Source organism: Blastococcus sp. SYSU D00922, from assembly GCF_054050495.1.
Genome location: NZ_JBJGZL010000003.1, coordinates 249,308 through 266,348, shown reverse-complemented (window position 1 = coordinate 266,348; position 17,041 = coordinate 249,308). Strand labels below are relative to the sequence as shown.

16 protein-coding genes are annotated in these 17,041 nt (G+C 74.0%); 13 read left to right on the top strand and 3 right to left on the bottom strand.

Features of this window, described 5'->3' with window-relative positions; genetic code table 11:
* Positions 1–36: 36 nt before the first annotated feature.
* The 5 genes from ACI78T_RS06240 (at position 37) to ACI78T_RS06220 (ending at position 6,334) form a co-directional block, all read left to right on the top strand.
* Positions 37–1,710, top strand: a complete 1,674-nt coding sequence (locus ACI78T_RS06240) for a circularly permuted type 2 ATP-grasp protein (protein WP_456557216.1) — start codon at positions 37–39, stop codon at positions 1,708–1,710.
* A complete protein-coding gene (locus tag ACI78T_RS06235) occupies positions 1,704–2,654 on the top strand; it encodes an alpha-E domain-containing protein (RefSeq protein ID WP_456557215.1) in 951 nt (316 codons plus the stop codon). The genes ACI78T_RS06240 and ACI78T_RS06235 overlap by 7 nt, the downstream gene beginning before the upstream one ends.
* On the top strand, positions 2,651–3,547 hold the full coding sequence (locus ACI78T_RS06230) for a transglutaminase family protein (protein WP_456557214.1): 897 nt from the start codon (positions 2,651–2,653) through the stop codon (positions 3,545–3,547). Before ACI78T_RS06235 ends, ACI78T_RS06230 begins: the two co-directional genes overlap by 4 nt.
* Before the next feature lie 77 nt (positions 3,548–3,624).
* A complete protein-coding gene (locus ACI78T_RS06225; RefSeq protein ID WP_456557213.1) occupies positions 3,625–4,467 on the top strand; it encodes an alpha/beta hydrolase in 843 nt (280 codons plus the stop codon).
* A gap of 46 nt (positions 4,468–4,513) precedes the next feature.
* Positions 4,514–6,334: an ABC-F family ATP-binding cassette domain-containing protein gene (locus tag ACI78T_RS06220; RefSeq protein ID WP_456557212.1), complete on the top strand. Its 1,821-nt coding sequence runs from the start codon at positions 4,514–4,516 to the stop codon at positions 6,332–6,334.
* Positions 6,335–6,410: 76 nt separating this feature from the next.
* On the opposite strand, the gene ACI78T_RS06215 is transcribed toward ACI78T_RS06220, so the two are convergent.
* Positions 6,411–7,130 carry a hypothetical protein gene (locus ACI78T_RS06215; RefSeq protein ID WP_456557211.1) on the bottom strand — a complete coding sequence of 240 codons (720 nt, stop codon included), beginning with the start codon at positions 7,128–7,130 and terminating at the stop codon, positions 6,411–6,413.
* 145 nt (positions 7,131–7,275) lie between these two features.
* On the opposite strand from ACI78T_RS06215, the gene ACI78T_RS06210 reads away from it, so the two are divergent.
* The 8 genes from ACI78T_RS06210 (at position 7,276) to mnhG (ending at position 15,597) form a co-directional block, all read left to right on the top strand.
* The gene (locus ACI78T_RS06210; RefSeq protein WP_456557210.1) at positions 7,276–8,454 is read left to right on the top strand and encodes a sensor histidine kinase; all 1,179 of its coding nucleotides are present in this window, start codon (positions 7,276–7,278) and stop codon (positions 8,452–8,454) included.
* Positions 8,451–9,110 (top strand): response regulator, encoded by a 660-nt coding sequence (locus ACI78T_RS06205; RefSeq protein WP_456557209.1) that lies wholly within the window; start codon positions 8,451–8,453, stop codon positions 9,108–9,110. The genes ACI78T_RS06210 and ACI78T_RS06205 overlap by 4 nt, the downstream gene beginning before the upstream one ends.
* 75 nt (positions 9,111–9,185) lie before the next feature.
* Positions 9,186–12,062, top strand: coding sequence for a Na+/H+ antiporter subunit A (locus ACI78T_RS06200; protein WP_456557208.1), 2,877 nt, complete (start codon positions 9,186–9,188; stop codon positions 12,060–12,062).
* Positions 12,059–12,556 (top strand): Na(+)/H(+) antiporter subunit C, encoded by a 498-nt coding sequence (locus tag ACI78T_RS06195; RefSeq protein ID WP_456557207.1) that lies wholly within the window; start codon positions 12,059–12,061, stop codon positions 12,554–12,556. The genes ACI78T_RS06200 and ACI78T_RS06195 overlap by 4 nt, the downstream gene beginning before the upstream one ends.
* Positions 12,553–14,256: a Na+/H+ antiporter subunit D gene (locus tag ACI78T_RS06190; protein ID WP_456557206.1), complete on the top strand. Its 1,704-nt coding sequence runs from the start codon at positions 12,553–12,555 to the stop codon at positions 14,254–14,256. Before ACI78T_RS06195 ends, ACI78T_RS06190 begins: the two co-directional genes overlap by 4 nt.
* On the top strand, positions 14,253–14,816 hold the full coding sequence (locus ACI78T_RS06185) for a Na+/H+ antiporter subunit E (RefSeq protein ID WP_456557205.1): 564 nt from the start codon (positions 14,253–14,255) through the stop codon (positions 14,814–14,816). Before ACI78T_RS06190 ends, ACI78T_RS06185 begins: the two co-directional genes overlap by 4 nt.
* Positions 14,813–15,142 carry a monovalent cation/H+ antiporter complex subunit F gene (locus tag ACI78T_RS06180; RefSeq protein WP_456557204.1) on the top strand — a complete coding sequence of 110 codons (330 nt, stop codon included), beginning with the start codon at positions 14,813–14,815 and terminating at the stop codon, positions 15,140–15,142. Before ACI78T_RS06185 ends, ACI78T_RS06180 begins: the two co-directional genes overlap by 4 nt.
* Entirely contained in the window at positions 15,139–15,597 is a 459-nt protein-coding gene (mnhG, locus tag ACI78T_RS06175; RefSeq protein ID WP_456557203.1) for a monovalent cation/H(+) antiporter subunit G, read from the top strand. Before ACI78T_RS06180 ends, mnhG begins: the two co-directional genes overlap by 4 nt.
* Here the strand turns inward: mnhG and ACI78T_RS06170 are convergent.
* Positions 15,585–16,484 (bottom strand): VOC family protein, encoded by a 900-nt coding sequence (locus ACI78T_RS06170; protein WP_456557202.1) that lies wholly within the window; start codon positions 16,482–16,484, stop codon positions 15,585–15,587. The two genes, mnhG and ACI78T_RS06170, sit on opposite strands and share 13 nt — an antisense overlap.
* On the bottom strand, positions 16,477–16,989 hold the full coding sequence (locus tag ACI78T_RS06165) for an RNA polymerase sigma factor (RefSeq protein ID WP_456557201.1): 513 nt from the start codon (positions 16,987–16,989) through the stop codon (positions 16,477–16,479). Before ACI78T_RS06165 ends, ACI78T_RS06170 begins: the two co-directional genes overlap by 8 nt.
* Between the last annotated feature and the right edge of the window lie 52 nt (positions 16,990–17,041).

The following is a 17,041-nucleotide window of genomic DNA, read 5'->3' as shown; positions in this document are numbered from 1 at the left end:
ACGCGCGCGACACACGTCGTCACTAGGTTGCCCCTCATGGCGGACCTCTTCGACGGCTACTCCCTCGGGGAGCAGTGGGACGAGATGTTCGGCGGGGTCGGTGAGCCGCGGGCCGCGTACGCCGGCCTCTTCGCGTCGCTGCAGCCGATGGCCGGCGACGAGCTCGCCGCGCGCGCCGACGTGCTCTCGCAGACCTACCGCGACGCGGGGGTGACGTTCGCGCACGCGGGGGAGGAGCAGCCCTTCCCGCTCGACATCGTGCCGCGGGTCATCGGCGCCGAGGAGTGGGACGTCATCGAGCGCGGCGTCGCCCAGCGGGTGCACGCGCTGGAGGCCTTCCTCGCCGACGTCTACGGCGCCGGCCAGGTCTTCACCGACCGGGTGGTCCCGCGCAACGTGATCACCACCAGCGCCCACTTCCACCGCCAGGCGCACGGCCTGGTGCCGCCCAACGGCGTGCGGGTGCACGTCAGCGGCATCGACCTGGTGCGCGACGAGGCCGGCGAGTTCCGGGTGCTCGAGGACAACCTCCGCTCGCCGTCGGGCGTCAGCTACGTCATCACCAACCGCGCGGCGATGAGCCAGGTCCTGCCGGAGCTGTTCGCCGACCACCGGATCGAGCCGGTCTCCGACTACCCGACGAGGCTGCTGGCCGCCCTCAAGGCGTCGGCGCCGTCCAACGTCGCCGACCCGACGGTCGTCGTCCTCACCCCCGGCGTCTACAACTCGGCCTACTTCGAGCACGCGCTGCTCGCCCGCCAGATGGGCGTCGAGCTCGTCGAGGGCCGCGACCTGGTCTGCTCGGGCAACCAGGTCAGCATGCGGACGACGGACGGCCAGCAGCGCGTCGACGTCATCTACCGCCGGATCGACGACGAGTTCCTCGACCCCGTGCACTTCCGGCCGGACTCGGTGATCGGCTGCGCCGGCGTCCTGAACGCGGCGCGGGCGGGCCGGGTGACCATCGCCAACGCCGTGGGCAACGGGGTCGCCGACGACAAGCTGCTCTACACCTGGGTGCCCGACCTCATCCGCTACTACCTGGGCGAGGAGCCGGTGCTGCAGAACGCCGACACCTACCGGCTCGACGAGCGGGACACCGTCGAGTGGGTGCTCGAGTCCCTGGACCAGCTGGTGCTCAAGCCGGTGGACGGGTCGGGCGGCAAGGGCATCGTGATCGGGCCGAAGGCGGACGAGAAGACGCTCGGCGACCTCGCGGTCAAGGTGCGGGCGCGGCCGCGGGACTGGATCGCCCAGAAGCCGATCGGCCTGTCCACCTCGCCGACGCTGATCGGCGGCCGGATCGCCCCGCGGCACGTGGACCTGCGGCCGTTCGCGATCAACGACGGCGAGAAGGTGTGGGTGCTGCCCGGTGGCCTCACCCGCGTCGCGCTCCCCGAGGGCGAGCTCGTCGTCAACTCCAGCCAGGGCGGCGGGTCCAAGGACACCTGGGTGATCAGCCCGCCCCGCCCGACCGCGGACGCCGACGAGCCCGAGCTGACCACGATCGAGTTCACCGCGGCCGACCTGCCCGACGACCCGCCGGCGCAGGACCCCGGTCCGCTGAACGACACGGTGGTGGGCCAGTCCCAGCAGCAGCAACAGTTGAAGGACCCCGTCCCTCTCAGCCCTCGCACGCTCGGGCCGAGCCTCCGGACGGGGCCGACGGCTGGTGACGCTGCTCGGCTCGGCGGGAGTTGCTCATGCTGAGCCGGATCGCCGAGTCGCTGTTCTGGATCGGCCGCTACGTGGAGCGCGCCGACGACACCGCCCGGATCCTTGACGTGCACACCCAGCGGCTGGTCGAGGACCCGTGGATCGACGAGCGCCGCGCCTGCGCCAACCTGCTGGCGCTCATGGGTTCGCCGGTGCCCGACGCCGAGGCCGACACCGAGCGGGTGCTGGCCACGCTCGCGTTCGACCGCACCAGCCCCAGCTCGATCGTCGGCGCGCTGTCGGCGGCGCGGGAGAACGCCCGTGGCGCGCGCGAGGTGCTCAGCGCCGAGATCTGGGAGTCGCTCAACGTCACCCACAACGCCCTGCCGCAGCAGCGCACGATGGCCCGCCGGTACGGGCCGCACTCGCTGTTCCGGTTCGTGCGCGAGCGCTCGGCGATGGTGTTCGGGCTGGCCGACGCCACGATGAGCCGCGACGAGAGCTGGCTGTTCCTCATCCTGGGCCGCTCGCTGGAGCGCGTGGACATGACCTCGCGGATCATCTCCACACGCATCCTGGCCGGGGACGCGGCGCCGTCCTGGACGCTCGTGCTGCGCTCGACCGGCGCCTACGAGCCCTACCTGCGCACGTACCGCGGGATGGTGAACAGCAGCCGGGCGGCGGAGTTCCTGCTGCTGGACCGGCTGTTCCCGCGGTCGGTGTTCGCCGCGCTGGAGCAGGCGGAGGGGTGCCTGGCCGAGCTGGAGCGCTCGACGGTCCGCGACGCCGCGCGCATCGGCGTCGCCGGCGAGGCGCACCGCATCGTCGGCCGCGCGCGCACGATGCTGGAGTTCATGAGCCCGCCCGAGCTGCTCGCGCAGCTGCCGTCGCGCCTGGAGGAGCTGCAGCGCACCTGCTCGGCGGCCAGCGCCGCGGTGACCCACCGCTTCTTCACCGAGCAGGCGCCGCAGGTGTGGGTGCCGGAGGAGGCCGGGTGAGCCCCCAGACGCAGACCCAGGTGCCGGTGGCCGGCCCGCGGCCGGCGGCGCACCGGTGGCGGCTGCAGGTCGTCCACCGGACGCGGTTCCACTACAGCGGGCCGGTGCGGTCGAGCTACAACGAGGCGCGCCTGACGCCGGAGAACAGCAACCGCCAGACGACGCTGCGTTCCAAGGTCGAGATCGAGCCGGCCGCCACCGCCTACGCCTACCGCGACTACTGGGGCTCCACCGTCACTGCCTTCGACCTGCACACCCCGCACTCGGAGCTCGTGGTCACCGGGACCTCGATCGTCGAGGCGGGGCCCGACCTCGGCGGCCACGACCGGGTCGGCTGGAGCGGCCTGGCCGCGCGTGAGGTGCGCGAGCAGTTCGGGGAACTGCTCACCCCGACCGCGCTGACCGCCATGGACGACGAGGTGGTGCAGGAGGCCCGCGCGGCCGTCGGCGACGCGCACCCGCACGAGGCCGGGCGGCTGGTGTGCGGCTTCGTGCACGACCACATCGCCTACCTGTCAGGCTCGACGAACGTGAAGACCAACGCCATGCAGGCGTGGGCCAAGGGGCAGGGCGTCTGCCAGGACATCTCGCACGTCACCGTCGGCCTGCTGCGGGCGCTCGGGCTGCCGGCGCGGTACGTCTCGGGATACCTGCACCCGAAGCCGGGCGCCGAGATCGGCGTGCCGGTGACGGGGGAGAGCCACGCCTGGGTGGAGTGGTGGGACGGCGGCTGGAACGCGTTCGACCCCACCAACTCCGTCGAGGTCGGCACCCGGCACGTGACCCTCGGGCGGGGGCGCGACTACGGCGACGTCCCGCCGTTCAAGGGCCTGTTCTCCGGCCCGAAGAGCGAGGGTCACACGGTGACGGTGGAGGTCACCCGCCTCGCCTGAACCGTGCGGCCGGACCCCCTGCCCGCGCGCGGACCTCGCTACGGTCGCACCCACTCCACCGAGCGGAGGGGGCAGCCATGGCGTCGATGTCGGACCGGGAGACGGCCGAGGTCGAGGCGGCCAACGCCTCGGGCCACCCGCCGGTCCTCTTCATCCACGGCCTCTGGCTGCTGCCCAGCAGCTGGGACGCCTGGGCCGATCTCTTCCGGCAGTCCGGCTACGCACCGCTGACGCCGGACTGGCCGGGTGACCCGGTCACCGTCGACGCGGCCCGGGCCGAGCCCGAGGCGCTCAGCGGCACGTCGCTGAACCGGATCGCCGACCACACCGGCGAGGTCGTCGCGGCCCTGGAGAGGAAGCCCGTGCTGATCGGGCACTCGACCGGCGGCCTGATCGCGCAGATGCTCGCGGGCCGAGGTCTGGCGGCGGCCACCGTGGCCATCGACCCCGGGATCTTCCGGGGCGTCCTGCCGCTGCCCCTCTCGGTGCTCAAGGGCGTAGGCCCTCTGCTGGCCGATCCACGCACGCGCGGCCGGGCGGTCACCCTCACCTACGACCAGTTCCGGTACGGCTGGGCCAACGCCCTGGACGAGGCGGAGGCGAGGGACCTCTACGACCGGTTCCACGTCGCGGGCTCGGGGATGGCGCTGGTCCAGATGGGCAACGCGAACCTCAACCCGTGGACCGAGGCGAAGGTCGACACCCGGAACCCGGACCGCGGGCCGCTCCTGATCATCGACGGCGAGAAGGACCACACCGTGCCCTGGGCCATCGCGCACGCCGCGTACAAACTGCAGCGGCGCAACCCCGGCGTGACGGAGATCGTGAAGATGCCCGACCGCGGCCACTCGCTCACGATCGACCACGGGTGGCCCCAGGTCGCGCGGACCGCGCTCTCCTTCGTCCAGCGCTTCACCTGACGCCCGCCGGCCACGGCCCGGCACGGCCAGGCGGATACTGGGGGAGATGAGCGCACCCCTGAACCTGGTCAACTTCGAGCGGGTGCACAAGGCCTTCGGCACGACGGTCGTGCTCGACGACGTCTCGCTGGGCGTCGCCGCCGGTGAGCGGATCGGCGTCGTCGGCCGCAACGGCGGCGGGAAGAGCACGCTGCTGTCGCTGCTCACCGGCGTCGACGAGCCCGACTCGGGCCGGGTCACCCGCCGCGGCGACCTCGCCATGGGCGTGCTGGACCAGTCCGGCACGCTCCCGCCCGGGACGACGGTCCGCGACGTCGTTCTGCCCCCGTCGATGTTCGCGGCCGAGCACGAGTGGGCCGGCGACCCGGCCGTGCGCTCCGTGCTCACCGGCCTGGAGCTCGACCGGCTCGGCCTCGACGCCCCCGTCGCACCCATGTCCGGAGGTGAGCGGCGCCGCGTGGCGCTGGCCGCCCAGCTGATCCGGCCGCTGGACCTCCTGGTGCTGGACGAGCCGACCAACCACCTGGACGTCGAGGGCGTCGCCTGGCTCGCCGAGTACGTGAAGGCGCGCGTGGGCGGCATGGTCGTCGTGACCCACGACCGGTGGTTCCTCGACGAGGTCTGCACCACCACGTGGGAGGTGGCGGACGGGAACGTGCACGCCTACGAGGGCGGCTACTCGGCCTACACGCTGGCGCGGGCGGAACGGGCCCGCATCTCGGCGGTGACCGAGGAGCGCAGGCTCAACCTGGTCCGCAAGGAGCTGGCCTGGCTGCGGCGTGGCCCGCCGGCCCGCACCAGCAAGCCGAAGTTCCGCATCGAGGCCGCGCAGGCGCTGATCGCCGACGAGCCGCCGCCGCGGGACTCGATGGCGCTGAAGGGCTTCGCCGCCCGTCGGCTCGGCAAGACCGTCTACGACGTCGAGGACGTCGACTACGCGGTACCGACGGACGACGGCCCGCGCACCCTCTTCCGGGACCTGACCTGGCACGTCGGCCCGGGTGACCGCATCGGCATCGTCGGGGTGAACGGCGCCGGGAAGACGTCGCTGCTCAAGCTGCTGGTCGGGGAGACGAAGCCGGACGCCGGGCGGATCGTCGTCGGCCAGACCGTCGCGCCGGCGTACCTGTCGCAGCACGTGGCGGAGCTGCCGCCGCGCGCCCGTGTGCTGGAGGCGGTGCAGGACGTCGCCCGCATCGCCCGCATCGGGAACCAGGAGATCTCGGCGTCGTCCCTGGCCGAGCGGTTCGGCTTCGCCGCCAGCCGGCAGTGGACGCCGGTCGGGGACCTCTCCGGCGGCGAGCGCCGCCGGCTGCAGCTGCTGCGGCTGCTCATGGGCGAGCCCAACGTGCTGGTGCTCGACGAGCCCACCAACGACCTCGACATCGACACCCTCACCGCGCTCGAGGACCTGCTCGACAGCTTCCCGGGGACGGTCCTGGTGGTCAGCCACGACCGCTACTTCGTCGACCGGGTCTGCGACAAGGTCGTCGCCCTCCTCGGCGACGGCTCGTTGGCCGAGCTCCCGGGCGGGGTCGACGAGTACCTGCGCCGCCGCGCGGCCGGAGGTGCGCCCCTGACGACGGCGTCCGGCGACTCGGGAGCCCGTCCGGTCGGCTCGCCGTCGACCGCGCCCCCGGCCGTCTCGGCAGCCGAGGCGCGGGCGGCGAAGAAGGAGGCGAGCAGACTCGAGCGGCGGATGCTCAAGCTGGACGCCGACGAGAAGAAGCTGCACGAGCAGCTCGCCGCCGCGGCGACCGACTACGCGAAGGCGGCGGAGCTCGACGCGCAGCTGAAGGCGCTGCAGGCGGAGAAGGACGAGGTCGAGGAGGCCTGGCTGCTCGCCTCGGAGCTCGCCGAAGGCTGACGGCCGGACACCCACGACGACGCTCTGCCTCTGCTTACCCGTGCAAGCAGAGGCAGAGCGTCGGTGAACGGGGTGGTCAGGCAGCCACGGCCTCCTCGGCCTTGCGGCGCCGGATGATGCGCAGGCCCACCACGACGGCCGGGATCGCGCCGACCAGGGCGAATGCGGCGAAGGGCAGCGGCTGGAACTCCATCGCCGCCGAGGCCGCGAGCGAGGCGACGACCGGGACCACGAGCCACCAGCTGGTGACACCGGCCCGCGCGAGCCCGATGTAGCCGATCAGGGGGCCGACCAGCCCGAGCACCGTCACGATCCCGACGACGGCGAGACCCGGGTCGGCCTGCACGGTGTCGAAGAGCGCCTCGGCGGTGCCGGCGTCCAGCTCGCGGCCGATGCCACCGGTCCAGAAGTCGTAGAGCACGAAGCCCGCGACGGTGACCAGGCCGATCGCCGACATGAGCGCGCCGACGACCGTCGGGATGCGGCCCTTGACGCCCCGCACCAGCGTGGGGACGGCGAGCCAGGCCAGGCCCAGCACCAGGTTGCCGTAGTGCAGGAGCAGCGCGGACAGGGCCGTCTGCCCGGGGTCGCGGGCCAGCGAGGCGATGTAGTCGGCGTTCGCCATGGAGTCCGCCGGCGGCGAGGTCGCCAGGCCGGCGACGTAGAGCAGGGAACCGGCGATCAGCGCGCCGCCGGCGATCGGCAGCATCAGCGAGCCGGCGGACCGGGCGGGGCGCTCGGCGGCGGACGTGGTCGCGGTGGTCGTGGGTGCGGTGGTCATCAGGTCGGAAGTCATGGCCGGAACGCTAGGAACGGCAGGGGGTCCTGGGCGTCCGCCGGGACGCACCGACCTGCGTCCGCCCTGAGGGGGAACGGACGCGCCGCGCGTTCGGCCGTGCGGGGGATGCCCGCAGGTCCGCGCGGCCAATAGCGTGCTCGCCATGCCGCCATGGACGACGTCCCTCCGCCTGCGCGACCGCTGGCTGTGGCCGGCCGTCGGGCTGGTGTTCGGTGGCATGGCCGTCGTCGAGACCGCGATCGACACGTTCCGCCCCTCCGGCATGGTCACCTCGCTGCCCGGGGTCGCGGTAGGGCTGCTGCTCGCGGTCTGCCCGCGCTGGCCGGCCGTCACGGCCGTCCTGGGCTCGCTCACCGTGGTCGGCAACTACGCCCTGGGCACTCCCGGGCCCGGCGGCGCCCAGCTCATCGGCATGGGGATCCTTGTCGGGCACGCCGCCGCGGTCCTCTCCGACCGCCGGGGGGCGCTCGCCGCGGTCGTGTCGACGATCGTCGTCCTGGTCGCGGGGTTCGCCTTCAACCCGTCGCCGTGGGAGGGGTTCTTCTACCTCCTGGTCACCGGTGCGGCGTGGGGCGTCGGCACGCTGGTGCGGCAGATGCAGGTCCGCTCACGGGAGCTGCAGGTCCTCGCCGGGCGGCTCGCCGCGCAGCAGGAGGCCATCGCCGAGGCCGCCGTCGTCGCCGAGCGGTCGCGGATCGCCCGCGAGGTGCACGACTCGGTCGCCCACTCGGTGAGCGTCATGGTGCTTCAGATGGGCGGGCTGAGGCGGCTGCTGCCCGACAAGCCCGAGGCGCAGGAGGTCCTCCTCGGCCTCGAGCGGCTCGGGCGGGAGGCCGTCGACGAGATGCGCCGCGTGGTCGGCATCCTGCGCGAGCAGGCGGACGGCGACCCCGCGCCCCAGCCCTCCCTCTCCCGGCTCGGGGAGGTCCTCGACGACCTGCGGGCCGGTGGGCTGCAGATCGACCTCCGGGTCACCGGCGACCCGGTCGAGCTGCCGCAGCTGGTCGACGTCTCCGCCGTCCGGGTCGTGCAGGAGGCGCTGTCCAACGTGCTGCGGCACGCCGGCGGAGCGGCCACCACGGTCGAGGTCGCCTACGCGCCGGACCGGGTCGCGGTCACGGTCACCGACGACGGCAGGCGGCGGCTGCCGGTGCCCGACCGCTCGATGGAGTCCGCGTCCGGCGGCCACGGCCAGCTGCACATGCGCGAGCGGGTGGCCGTCGCCGGGGGCAGCCTGGAGGTCGGCCCCGTCCGGGGCGGCGGCTACCGGGTGCGCGCCGCCTTCCCCGTGCCGGCGGTGGAGCCGGCGGTGGTGGCGTGACGATCCGCGTGGTGCTGGTCGACGACCAGGCGATGGTGCGCACCGGCCTGCGCATGGTGCTGGCGGCCGAGCCGGACATCGAGGTCGTGGGCGAGGCCGCCGACGGCGCCGCGGGCGTCCGCGTCGTCACCGAGCAGCAGCCGGACGTCGTGCTGCTCGACGTCCGCATGCCCGGCATGGACGGGCTGGAGGCGGCCCGCCGCATCCTCGCCGCGGAGCTGCCCACGCGCGTCGTCGTCCTCACCACCTTCGACGAGGACGAGTACGTGACCGCCGCCCTGCGCGCCGGGGTCAGCGGCTTCCTGCTCAAGGTGGCCCCGCCCGAGGACCTCGTGACGGCGGTGCGCACCGTCGCCGCCGGGCACGGGCTGCTCGACCCGGCCGTCACGCTCCGCGTCATCGAGGGCTACGCGTCCGCGCCGGCCCCCGACCCGGCGCGGGCCGCGGCGCTCGCCGAACTGACCGAGCGGGAGACCGACGTCCTCGCGCTGGTCGCGGCCGGGTTGTCCAACGCCGAGATCGCCGCACGCCTCTACCTCGGCGAGGCGACCGTGAAGACGCACGTGAGCCGGATCCTGCTGAAGCTCGGGTTGCGCGACCGCGTCCAGGCGGTGGCCTTCGCCTACGAGAGCGGGCTCGTCACGCCGGGAAGGTAGCCTGGGCACTACCGCCGGCCGTCGTCCGACTCAGTCAGTGGTCGTCCCCGAGCCCCTCGAGACTCCCGGAGACCCGTGCTCGTACTCCTGCTCGCCCACCTGGTCGCCGCGGTGCTCGCGCCCGTGCTCGTGCGCTGGTGGGGGAGGCAGGCGTTCCTCGCGCTCGCCCTGGTCCCCGCGGCCGCCTGCGCCTGGTTCCTCGCGCAGCTCGCGACCGTCACCGGCGGCGGCGAGGTCGGGGAGACGACGCCGTGGATCCCGGCCCTCGACCTCGACATCGCGCTGCGGCTGGACGCCCTCTCGCTCACCTTCGCGCTCCTGGTCACCGGCGTCGGCGCGCTCGTCCTCGTCTACTGCGCCCGCTACTTCGAGCCCGGGGACGAGGGCACGGCGCGCTTCGCCGGCAACCTGACCGCCTTCGCCGGCTCGATGCTCGGGCTGGTGGTCGCCGACGACCTGCTGCTGCTCTACGTCTTCTGGGAACTGACCACCGTCTTCTCGTTCCTGCTGATCGGCGGCAGCGGCAGCCGGCTCGCGGCCCGGCGGGCGGCCAGCCAGGCGCTGATCCTGACCACCGCCGGTGGGCTGGCGATGCTGGTCGGGTTGATCATGATCGGGGAGTCCAGCGGCAGCTACCTCCTGTCCGAGGTCGTCGCCGACCCGGGCAGCGGGCCGTTCCTCGTCGCCGGCACCGTCCTCGTCCTGGCCGGCGCCGTGACCAAGTCGGCGATGGTGCCGTTCCACTTCTGGCTGCCCGCCGCCATGGAGGCGCCGACGCCGGTCAGCGCCTACCTGCACGCCGCGGCGATGGTGAAGGCCGGCATCTACCTGGTCGCCCGGTTCGCTCCCGGGTTCGCCGAGCTGCCCGGCTGGCGGCCGATCGTCCTCGTGCTCGGCGGGGCCACGATGCTCGTCGGCGGCTACCGGGCCATCCGGCAGACCGACCTCAAGCTGCTGCTCGCGTTCGGCACCGTCAGCCAGCTCGGGTTCCTCATGGTGCTCGTCGGCGCGGGCAGCTACGAGATGGCCGCGGCCGGGCTGGCCATGACGCTGGCCCACGCGCTGTTCAAGTCCGCGCTGTTCCTCACCGTCGGCGTCGTCGACCACGCCACCGGCACCCGCGACCTGCGGAAGCTGTCCGGCCTCGGCCGGCGCGTGCCCGTGCTCGCGACCATCGGCGCGCTGGCCGCCCTCTCCATGGCCGGGGTCCCGCCGATGCTCGGCTTCGTCGGCAAGGAGGCGGCGTTCACCGCGCTGCTGGACGGCGGCCTCCCCGACGCGACCGCGGCGACGGTGGAGCTCGCCGTCCTGGTGGTCGGGTCCGCCCTCACCGCCGCCTACACGCTGCGCTTCTGGTGGGGGGCGTTCGCCCGCAAGCCGGACGTGCCCGAGGTGGAGCTGGCCCACCCACCCGGCGCGCTGTTCCTCGCGGCGCCGGCCGTGCTGGTCCTCGCCGGGGTGGTGTTCGGTCCGGCCAGCCCGCTGCTCGAGCCGCTCGTCGCCGCGTACGCGGAGACCCTGCCGCTGCTGGCGCCGGAGGCGGAGGAGCTCGCCCTCTGGCACGGCTGGCAGCCCGCGCTGCTCCTGTCGCTGGGCAGCCTGCTCGCCGGCGCGGCGCTGTTCGCGGCCCGTCGCCCGGTCAACCGGGTGCAGGCGCGGTTCGCCGTGGGGGCGTCGGCCGACGAGGGCTACTGGAACGTCGTCCAGGGGGTCGACCGGCTGTCGGTGCTGGTCACCGGCACCACCCAGCGCGGATCGCTGCCCGCTTACCTGGGCACCATCCTCGTCGTCGTCCTGGCGCTGCCCGGCACGGTGCTGCTGACCCGGGCACCCTGGCCCGGGGAGTGGCGGGCGTGGGACACCCCGGTGCAGGTGCTCGTCGGCGTCGTCGTGCTCATCGCCGCCGGCATGGCCCTGCGGATCCGGCAGCGGCTGTCGGTCGTCCTCGTCGTCGGCGTCACCGGCTACGGCCTCGCCGTCCTGTTCGCGCTGCAGGGAGCGCCGGACCTCGCGCTCACCCAGTTCCTCGTCGAGACCCTCACGCTGGTCACCTTCGTGCTGGTGCTGCGCAAGCTGCCCAAGGACATCACCGAGCGGCACCGGCCCCGGGAACGGGCGGTGCGCGGGGTCATCGCGATCGCGATGGGTCTGCTCATGGGTGCCGTGGGTGCGGTCGCCCTCGCCACGCGGACGGCGACGCCGGTGTCCGCCGACTACCCCGAGGAGGCCTACGACTTCGGGGGCGGCAAGAACATCGTCAACGTGACCCTCGTCGACATCCGGGCCTGGGACACGCTGGGGGAGATCTCGCTGCTGGTCGTGGCCGCGACCGGCGTCGCGAGCCTGGTGTTCCTCCGCCGCCGCACGGGCGGGGTCGACCGGCTCGACGCCGCCGACCGGCTCCAGCCGCAGACCCCGGCCGGGCGCGCCCCCCGGCGGCGCTGGCTGGCCGCCAGCGTCGCCCTCCCGCCGGAGCGGCGGTCGGTCGTCCTCGAGGTGATCACCAGGGTCCTCTTCCACACGATCCTGGTGTTCTCGCTGTACCTGCTGTTCTCCGGCCACAACGAGCCCGGCGGCGGCTTCGCCGGCGGTCTGGTCGCCGGCCTCGCCCTGGTGCTCCGGTACCTGGCCGGCGGCCGGTACGAGCTGGGCGAGGCCGCGCCGGTCGACCCCGGCCTGCTGCTCGGCGCCGGCCTCCTGTTCGCCGGCGGCACCGGCGTCGCCGGGCTGCTGCTCGGCGCCGAGGTGCTGCAGACGGCGATCCTCGAGACGACGCTGCCGGTCCTCGGCGACGTCAAGCTCGTGACCTCGCTGTTCTTCGACATCGGCGTCTACCTGATCGTCGTCGGGCTGGTCCTCGACATCCTGCGCAGCCTCGGCGCGGAGCTGGACCGGCAGGAGGACGAGGACGACCCCATCGAGGCCGAGCCCGGAGAGGTGATCGTGCGATGACCCCCACCGTCGTCCTGCCCGTCATCATCGGGGGCCTGTACGCCGCCGGCGTCTACCTGCTGCTGGACCGCAGCCTCACCCGCGTCCTCGTCGGGTTCCTGCTGCTGGGCAACGCCACCAACCTGCTGCTGCTCTCGTCGGCGGGCCCGGGCGGGCTGCCGCCGATCCTCGGGGTCTCCGAGGCCGACGAGATGAGCGACCCGCTGCCGCAGGCCCTGATCCTGACCGCGATCGTGATCACCTTCGGCGTCGCGGCGTTCGTGCTGGCGATGATCCACCGCTCGTGGGCGCTGGCCCGCAACGAGGCGATCGGCACCGACGAGGAGGACCGCCGCGTCGCCGGGCGGTCGGCCACCGACGCCGACGAGCTCGACCCCGACGACCTCGCGCCGGAGGACCGCCCCGCCGGGCACGCCGACAGCCTGACCCGGCACCGGCGCAGCGAGGTCCTGGCCGACGACGTCGACCTGCCGCTGGACGAGGTGACGCGGTGATCTCGGTCCTGGCTCCCCTGCCGGTCCTGCTGCCGCTGCTCGGCGCCGCCGGCACGCTCCTGGTCGGCCGGCACCCGCGCACCCAGCGGGCGGTGAGCCTGCTGGTCCTGGCCGCGGTCCTCGTCGTGTCGCTCCTGCTGCTCGTGCAGGCCGATGCAGAGGGGGCGGCGTCGATCTCGGTCGGCGGCTGGCCGGTTCCCCTGGGCGTCGTGCTCGTCGTCGACCGGTTGTCGGCGCTGATGCTGGTGGTCGCCTCGACGGTGGCGCTGGGCGTCCTGGTCTTCGCCGTGGGCCAGGGGTCGGCGGACGGGTCGGAGCAGTCGCCGCTGTCGATCTTCCACCCGACGTTCCTGGTGCTGATCGCGGGCGTGAGCAACGCGTTCCTGGCCGGCGACCTGTTCAACCTCTACGTCGGCTTCGAGATCCTGCTGATGGCCAGCTACGTGCTGCTCACCCTCGGCGGGTCCGCGCCCCGGGTGCGGGCCGGGGTCACCTACGTGATCGTCAGCCTGACCAGCTCGCTGATCTTCCTGGCCGCGATCGGGCTGGTCTACGCCTCGACCGGCACGGTGAACATGGCGCAGCTCGCCGGCCGGCTGGCCCAGCTGCCGGAGGGCACCCAGCTGCTCCTGCAGTCGATGCTGCTCATCGCCTTCTGCATCAAGGCGGCGGTCTTCCCCCTGTCGGCCTGGCTACCCGACAGCTACCCGACGGCGCCCGCGCCGGTCACCGCGGTGTTCGCCGGCCTGCTCACCAAGGTCGGCGTCTACGCGATCATCCGCACGCAGACCCTGCTGTTCCCGTCCGGCGCGCTCGACGACCTGCTGATGTGGGCCGGCCTCGCCACCATGGTGATGGGCATCCTCGGCGCGGTCGCGCAGACCGACGTCCGACGCATGCTGTCCTTCACCCTGGTCAGCCACATCGGCTACATGGTGTTCGGCATCGCCCTCGGGACGGCGGCCGGGCTGGCCGGCGCGATCTTCTACGTCGCGCACCACATCGCCATCCAGACCACGCTGTTCCTGGTCGCCGGGCTGATCGAGCGCCAGGGCGGGTCGACGTCGGTGGACCGGCTCGGCGGCCTGGCCACCCGGTCGCCGCTGCTGGCGGTGCTGTTCTTCGTGCCCGCGATGAACCTCGCCGGGATCCCGCCGCTGTCGGGGTTCATCGGGAAGCTGGGGCTGCTCGAGGCCGGCGTCGCGGACGGCGGCCCGCTGGCGCTCACCCTCGTCGCCGGCGGCGTGGTCACCAGCCTGCTGACGCTGCTCGCCGTCGCCCGCGTGTGGACGCGGGCGTTCTGGCGCCCACCGACGCAGGAGCCCTCGGCCGACACCGCCGCGGCGGCGGCCAGCGACGCGGGGGAGGCGGCGATGGCCGGTGCCGCCGCGCCGTCGGGGGACGGGCAGCCCAGCCAGCGGCAGGCGGCCTGGCGGGCGGCGTGGGAGCGGCACGAGCAGGTGGCGACGGCGGGGACGGCGCAGCCGGCGCCCCGCGCCGCCGGGGTGCGCGCGCTGCGCCCCCTGCCGCGCGTCATGGCCGCGGCCACCGGCGCCATGGTGGTGGTGACCGTCGGGCTGACGTTCGTCGCCGGCCCGCTTTACGGCTACACCGAACGGGCGGCCGTGGACCTGCTGGACCGCGCGCCCTACGTCGACTCGGTGTTCGGCGACCCGGTGCCGGCGGAGGAGGGCGAGTGAGCGTCGAACCCGCCGGACCCCGGCTGCGGCACCAGCTCCCCCTGCTGGCGTGGCTGGTCGTCGTCTGGATCCTGCTGTGGGGGACCTGGTCGTGGGCGAACCTGCTGTCCGGGCTCGCCGTCGGCCTCGCGGTGATGCTGCTGCTCCCGCTGCCTCCGGTCGTGGGGGGTGGCCGCGTCCGGCCGCTGCCGCTGATCCGTTTCGTCGGGCACTTCCTGGTCGACCTCGTCGTCTCGGGCGCGCAGGTGGCGTGGCGAGCGCTGGGGCCGGGCGGGGTGCGGCAGGGCGCCATCGTCCGGGTGCAGCTGCGGGCGGACTCCGACCTGCTGCTCACCGTCGTGTCCGAGACGATCTCGCTCGTCCCGGGCTCGCTCGTGCTCGACCTCGACCGGGAGGAGCGGCTGATCTCGGTGCACCTGCTGCACGCGGACGACCTCGACGACGTCGAGCGGCAGAAGGCGGACGTGCTGGCCACCGAGGAGCGGATCGTGCGGGCGTTCGGCACGGCGGAGGACATCGCCGCGCTGGCGGGCACCCCTCCGGTCGGGACGGCGTCGTGACCGTCGTCGAGGTCGTCGCGCACACCCTGCTGGGCGGTGGCGCGCTGCTCGCCCTGATCCGGCTGGCCCGCGGGCCGTCCCTGCTCGACCGGGTGGTGGCCACCGACACCCTGCTGGTCATCATCTCGGCGAGCCTGGCGGTGCACGCCGCCCTGCAGCGCGACCCGACCGTGGTCCCGGTGCTGGTGGTGGTGTCCCTCCTGGCGTTCGTCGGCTCGGTCTCGATCGCCCGCTACGTCGGCGGCATGCTCCTGCAGTCGGCGACCGGTGATGGGACCGACGTGGGGCTGCCCGAGGCGGCCGAGGAACGCGAGGTGCGGCGATGAGCGGGCTGTCCTCCGCCGCGGACGTGGTCGCGGTGGCCTGCCTGCTGGCCGGCGCCTTCCTCTGCCTGACCGCCGGCGTCGGGCTGGTGCGCTTCCCCGACGTGCTGTCGCGGATGCACGCCGGCACGAAGCCGCAGGTGCTGGGCGTCCTGCTGGTCATGGTGGGCGGCGCCATCCGGCTGCACGGGCTGGCCGCCACCTGGATGCTGCTGCTGGTCGCGGCGTTCCAGTTGCTCACCGCGCCGGTCAGCGCGCACATGATCAGCCGGGTGGCCTACCGCCGACGGCACGTCCGCCGCGACCTGCTGCTGGTCGACGAGCTGCGCGAGGCCGAGGGGCGCGACAGCGTCTACCAGGGCGACGAGCCGGCCGACGCCCCGCCGGAGAACCCCGCCCGGGCGCTGGTCGAGAGCCGGCGCGAGGACGAGGCACCGGAGGACCGTCAGCCGAGCTGACCGAGCCAGAACGGCAGCCCCTGGTCGTCCCGGCACAGCGCGGAGAGCCCGTAGGACTGCCGCTCGATCTCGCCGGCCTGCCCACCGGCGGTGCGGACGGCGGCGACCGCCACCTCGATGTCGTCGACGGCGTACATCGGCACGACGCCCGTGTCCTCGTGCTGCCCGCCGTGCACCCCGATCATCGGGGTCTGCTCCTGCGTCTCCCACCCGTCGGCGACCCGGCCAGGATCCAGCGACCAGCCGAGCACCGCCTCGTAGAAGTCGCGGGCACGCGCGCCGTCGGGGACCTGCAGCGTCAGGTAGACGGCGTCGCCGGGCTTGGGTGCGGGCCCGGCCGCGGCCGGTGCGCTCTGCACCATCCAGCGGTGGCCGTAGGGGTCGATGAGCCTGCCGCCGCGGCCGTAGGGCTCGTCGGTCGCGGGGCGCTCGACGGTGGCTCCGGCCGCGGCGGCCCGGTCCATGACGGCGTCGACGTCGGGCACCGACAGGTGCAGGGAGACCGGCGGCTTCCCGTCGCCCGGCCCCTGCAACCCGTACTCCGGGTACTCGTCGGCGAGGTAGAGGGTGGCGCCGGCGACCTCGAGCTCGGCGTGCCCGACGCGGTCGCCGTCGAGGTAGGGGTCGCCCACGGTGTGCGCGCCGAAGGCCTCGGCGTACCAGGCGATGGCGGCCCGGGCGTCACGGACCACGAGGTAGGGGACCAGAGCGGACACGGCGGTACTCCTCGCTGGGGTGGTGGGGTGGGTGGCCGGCACAGCGCTGGGTGCGGACGGGGACTGCTGGAGCAGGGCGCGGCGCAGCCGCTCGCGGAGGGTCGCGGCGAACGCCGGGTCGGGGTCGACGGCTTCGACGGGCCGCCGCAGCCCGGTGAACGGGTCAGTCATCGCTGCCCCCGGTGGTGACGTACGCGCGTCGGAAGGCGGCGCGGGCGCGGACGAGCAGTGCCTCGGTCGCGTGCACCGTGCGCTGGAGGAGCGCGGCTACCTGCGGGACGGGCAGGTCGTCGACGTAGCGCAGGGTCAGGGCGGCGCGGTGCTGCGGGGAGAGCCCGTCGAGGACCTGCCGGGCCCGCAGCGCGTCGAGGCGGACGTCCCACGGGTCGTCCACCTCGGCGCCCTCCACGAGGCGCAGGGTGCGCTGCTCCCGCTCCTGCCGCCGCCAGTGGTCGACGAGCTTGTGGCGGGCGGTGCCGATCAGCCACGGGACCGTGACCGGCCCGGTCGCGCCCACGGCCGCGAGGAACGTCTCGGCGGTGAGGTCCTCGGCGAGGGTGCGCTGGCCGCACCGGGCGAGCAGGTAGCCGTACACCTCGGGCAGGGCGCGGTCGTAGAGCGACAGCAGCCCGGGATCCGGCGGTGGTCCCACCGCGCGCGATCCCGGGCTGCCCATGTCCCTCCGTCGTCCGGCGGTCGCGTTCTCCGACGCCCGGACGACGACTTTT